At 59.6% G+C, this 4,148-nt stretch carries 2 protein-coding genes and 1 pseudogene; 1 reads left to right on the top strand and 2 read right to left on the bottom strand.

Annotation, left to right across the window (positions count from 1 at the left end; genetic code table 11):
* Positions 1 to 528: 528 nt before the first annotated feature.
* On the bottom strand, positions 529 to 2,508 hold the full coding sequence (locus BM345_RS29405) for a sensor histidine kinase (RefSeq protein ID WP_093387364.1): 1,980 nt from the start codon (positions 2,506 to 2,508) through the stop codon (positions 529 to 531).
* Between the two features lie 80 nt (positions 2,509 to 2,588).
* Here BM345_RS29405 and BM345_RS29400 point away from each other — a divergent pair, with 80 nt between their 5' ends.
* Positions 2,589 to 2,837: a response regulator gene (locus tag BM345_RS29400; RefSeq protein ID WP_093387362.1), complete on the top strand. Its 249-nt coding sequence runs from the start codon at positions 2,589 to 2,591 to the stop codon at positions 2,835 to 2,837.
* A gap of 212 nt (positions 2,838 to 3,049) precedes the next feature.
* Here the strand turns inward: BM345_RS29400 and BM345_RS29395 are convergent.
* Positions 3,050 to 4,148, bottom strand: a pseudogene (locus BM345_RS29395) (hypothetical protein); the annotation flags it as partial.

The raw sequence follows: 4,148 nt of genomic DNA, 5'->3' as shown, positions 1-4,148 counted from the left end.
TCCTCCCTCGAGGCTTGTCCAACACCTGCCCTCAGGTCGGTGTTATGCGCAGGCTCGTCTTGCAGGCCGGGCAGATGTCGGACAAACCTAAACGATTCCTGACCTACGCGACCGCTCGACGAATTCACGCTGTGAGGTCGATTCCGGTCATCCACGTGCCAGGCAGATCTCACCTTCGATGACCGGTGTCAAGGCATTGCAGCCGTAGGCCCTTGCTTGCCCTGTGGCGATCGCGCCTTCGATGGATCGAACGTCCGCTCTGTTCGCCATCGAAATGGGAGTTCGGGCCCAAAGCGGAAGTAGCTGTTTCGCGAAAGCGGGCCTTCAAGCAGCATGCGGCGTCGCGCCCCAGGACTTGTTGGACAAAAGACAGGCGGACATGACAAATGGATTGCCCCGGTGCCGGCAGGGGCGAACGCCTACCGCACGCCCATCGCTGAGCTGCTTCACGCACATGTACCGGGTGGTCTCATTGTGAGGTCTGTCGCCTACGCCCGACTACTCCGCAGGTGTCGACTTCGCCCTAAGTCAGGGCGCGGGCCTTCCGTGAACGACCGGATGGGAGCCCTTGTCCACCTCAGGCTCCTTGGCCAATGGTAGGGATACAGTAAAAGCGGTGCCTTGGCCTAGGCCGGCGCTCAATGCCGCCACGTGGCCGCCGTGCTGTTCGACGATGCTTTTCACCAGTGCGAGGCCAATACCCAGGCCACCCTCTGCGTTTGCAGCTGAAGCTCCCTGGACGAAAGGCTCAAAGGCTCTCTGAAGCAAAACGTCCGTCATTCCAAGGCCGTTGTCCTTGACTTCAAGATGGGCGACTTCACCGTCATCTGTAACTATCACTTCGATGTGTCCGCCTTCGGGTGTGTATTTGACGGCGTTGGTCAACAGATTGACGATGACCTGGGTCATCCTGGTGGCATCCGCACGGACGCGTCTTCTGTCACCCGCACTACGCACATGCAAAGTGTGGTTGTGCGCAGCGACAACTGCCTTGACGGACTCGACAGCCGTGCTGACCAGTTCATCGAGTTCGTGGACTTCCAGTTCAAGCCGAACTTTTCCTCGCATCACTCGGTTGACGTCGAGAAGGTCATCTATCAGTCGCGCCATGTGGGCGACTTGGCGGCCGACCATATCGACGTACCGTGCGGCATCTGGTTTGCCCACAGGCCGCCGCAGCAGTTCAACAGCGTTCTTGATGGCGGCCAAAGGATTGCGAAGCTCATGAGAAAGAACGGCAATGAACTCCGAAATCCTCTTGCTTTCGAACTCGAGAGCTTCCGCACGCTTGGTTGCGGTCGTATCGCGAACGATTCGGATGAAGCCCTTGCAGTTGTTGTTGCCGTCGTGAATTGACGTCGTGGTTATCTCTGCCCAAAACGGCGAGCCATCCGCTCTGCATCGTGTACCAACAATGGTCGTCGTCCCAGCGAGAAGTGCCGCCGAAAGCTCGGCTGCGCTCTTGCCTTCAAAGCGGTCCTGAGCGGAATAGAACATGGAAACATCTTGGCCCATCACCTGCTCGGCCGCATATCCAAATACCCGCTGGGCTCCCAGATTCCAAGTCTGAATGCGGCCATCTGCATCCAAGAAGAACATTGCATGGTCTCTGACACCATCAACCAACAGACGCAGGCTCTCCTCTCTTTCGCGCAAGGCCTCTTCGTGCGCCTTGCGCTCCGTCAGGTCTCGCGTAACCTTCGAAAAGCCGAGCAATTCGCCGGCCTGCCCTCGCAAGGCAGTGATGACAACGTTCGCCCAGATGCGCTTGCCGTCCTTTCTGAGCCGCCAGCCTTCATCTTCAAAGCTGCCGATAGCGGCCGCTCGTCGGAGTTCTTCCTGCGGCCAGCCTGCGGCCAGCGCCTCCGGCTCATAGAACATTGAGAAGTGACGTCCGATAGCCTCCGACGCGGTGTAACCGTTGATGCGTTCGGCGCCCAAATTCCAACTGGTGATTCGACCTTGGGGGTCAAGCATGAAGATGGCGTAGTCTTGAGCCGAATTCACCAAAAGCCGAAGCGCGCGTTCGCTGTCACGTACGCGTTCCTCAGCGCGGCGGCGCTCCGTCAGGTCGCGCGTGACCTTGGAAAAGCCAAGCAGTGCGCCGTTGGGCCCAAGCACCGGCGTGATGACCACATTGGCCCAGAACTGAGAGCCGTCTTTGCGCACTCGCCAGCCTTCGTCCTCGAGCCTGCCATCCAGCACGGCGCGGCGCAGCTCTTCGGCCGGCCAGTTTCGAGCGAGCGCTTCGGGTGGATAAAACACCGAGAAGTGCCTCCCGACGATTTCGTGGGCCTGGTATCCCTTGATGCGCTCCGCGCCGGCGTTCCATGACGCGACACGCCCGTCGGGCGTCAGGAGGAAGATGGCGTAGTCCAGAACCGTTTCGACAAGGCGTCGAAATATCCGCCCGTCCTCGGCTTCAACAACCTGAAGCAAGGAGAAGGAGGGGTCGCTTGCAACCTCGACCGGTAGACCCAGGGGGAAATTGGTTTTGGTCGGTTTCATCCTGTAGCCATATTAGGGCACACAGAGCCAATCGCGCGACCGTGAGCCGGCAGACAGGAGGGGGAACAGAGGTATTGAGAATGAAACTCAATTCGAATGGCAACGTCCGCCCCTTACCTACCGAGGCAATCTTTGGAAGGGGTGGCCGCGCAGCGGACATTCAGCGCGCCCCCTTGCAGCCGGCGGCGCTGGTCCTCATCAAAACTTCGACACTCCAACAGCTGGTCGAGGTCATCAGAGTTTGCGCCGTAGACTTCTTGCAGAAGCCCTATCCCGAGAACCAGTTGCTGGACGCAATTTACAAGGCACTACGTCGAAACGCCTCTTGAAGGTCGAGCCATCGGCTGCAGTTGTCAGTCGGATTCGGGCAACTGGGTGCCGGAGTCGAACGTCCGTTGGTGGCCGGAGTCTGCCGCACGCACACCGGCGTCCACGGGCCCGGAGCGGAGCGCTCGCCACGCATCGTAACGTCAGTGTTGAACCACTTCCATCGGCGCCTCTAGCCAGTCTTGTGTGGGGCCTGTCAAGGTCGCACTTTCGCTTAGCTGCCAGTCGGCTTCGCGTGGTAGGCCGTTGCCAGCATGCCGAGAAGCGCTCGCTTCGCGCGGCCTTTCTCGGCAAGCTCCCCTGCCTTGTCCTTGGCCCGACCCAGGCCGCCGGCACCCAACGCTGCCAAGAACGGCGCCGCCGGCGCAACCGGTCCGAGTGCAGCTGCCAGGAACGGCATGAAGACCATTGCGGCTCCGGTAAGGGCTCCCGCGCCAATACCAAGGTTGGTAGCCCAGTTTTTGGGCCTGTATCTGTCCTCAATGTCGCGGATAGCCATCTTCTGTCGGTCGACCAACACCTTGAGGCCATGGTTGACCTCGCGGACTACCTGGTCGAGGTCTGCCGGACCCGCTGACATCAGCTGCGCGGTGACCTTCTTGAGTTCTTCTCGAAACGCCATGTGCTCCTGGTTCTGCCTGAGCTCCAAGAGCCCGCCAATGGGAATGTTTCCAAGCCAGCTGAGGCTATCGTCCTGGAGCGCCTGTAGCGTCTGAAACGCCTGGTCCGATAGAACCTGCTGCCTGACCAAGGCTCTGGCCTCTGCGGTCGCGCAAAGCTGGTAGTAGTGCCAATGCACCGGAAGCGTCACAAGCGGCTGCGCCTGAAGCTCGTCCGAGTTCTCCAGGAGATGGTATTGCCCACGCAGACGCTGCATCGTGTTAATCAGGACCACCTGTTCCGGAGGCATTGCGGCCATCGTCTCGAAGTACGCCTCGCTCACGCTTCCGTGGAGCTCTTCAAGCTGGAGCTTCACCGCGTCCTGCCAGGAATACGTCCTGTTGACGTCACCTCCCTGTGGAACAAACAGCCGCGCCTTCATCACCTCTTGCAGGAAGGCGTCCGGCTGATTCTTCGCATACTCCTCCACCTCTTCGTAGGATTCGACCGTGCCGGCACACGCCGGGGCAAAGACCTTGTACGTGAGGTTGGCCAAACCCGCTTGTGTCACCGCGTCGTGTTCTTCGAGCCCCTCGTCAAAACTGGGAAAAACGAATACTAGTGGGCTGTAACGATTGAATCGGGAGTAATTCGCCGTGTCGGGTCGAAGTACTTCCACTTCACGGGTTTGGGTTGCTCGTTGTACTTGCGGA

Origin of the sequence: Variovorax sp. OV329 (assembly GCF_900114785.1) — a bacterium.
Classification (GTDB): domain Bacteria; phylum Pseudomonadota; class Gammaproteobacteria; order Burkholderiales; family Burkholderiaceae_C; genus Variovorax.
The sequence above is the reverse complement of the archived record's forward strand: the minus strand, read 5'-3'. Positions and strand labels throughout refer to the sequence as shown.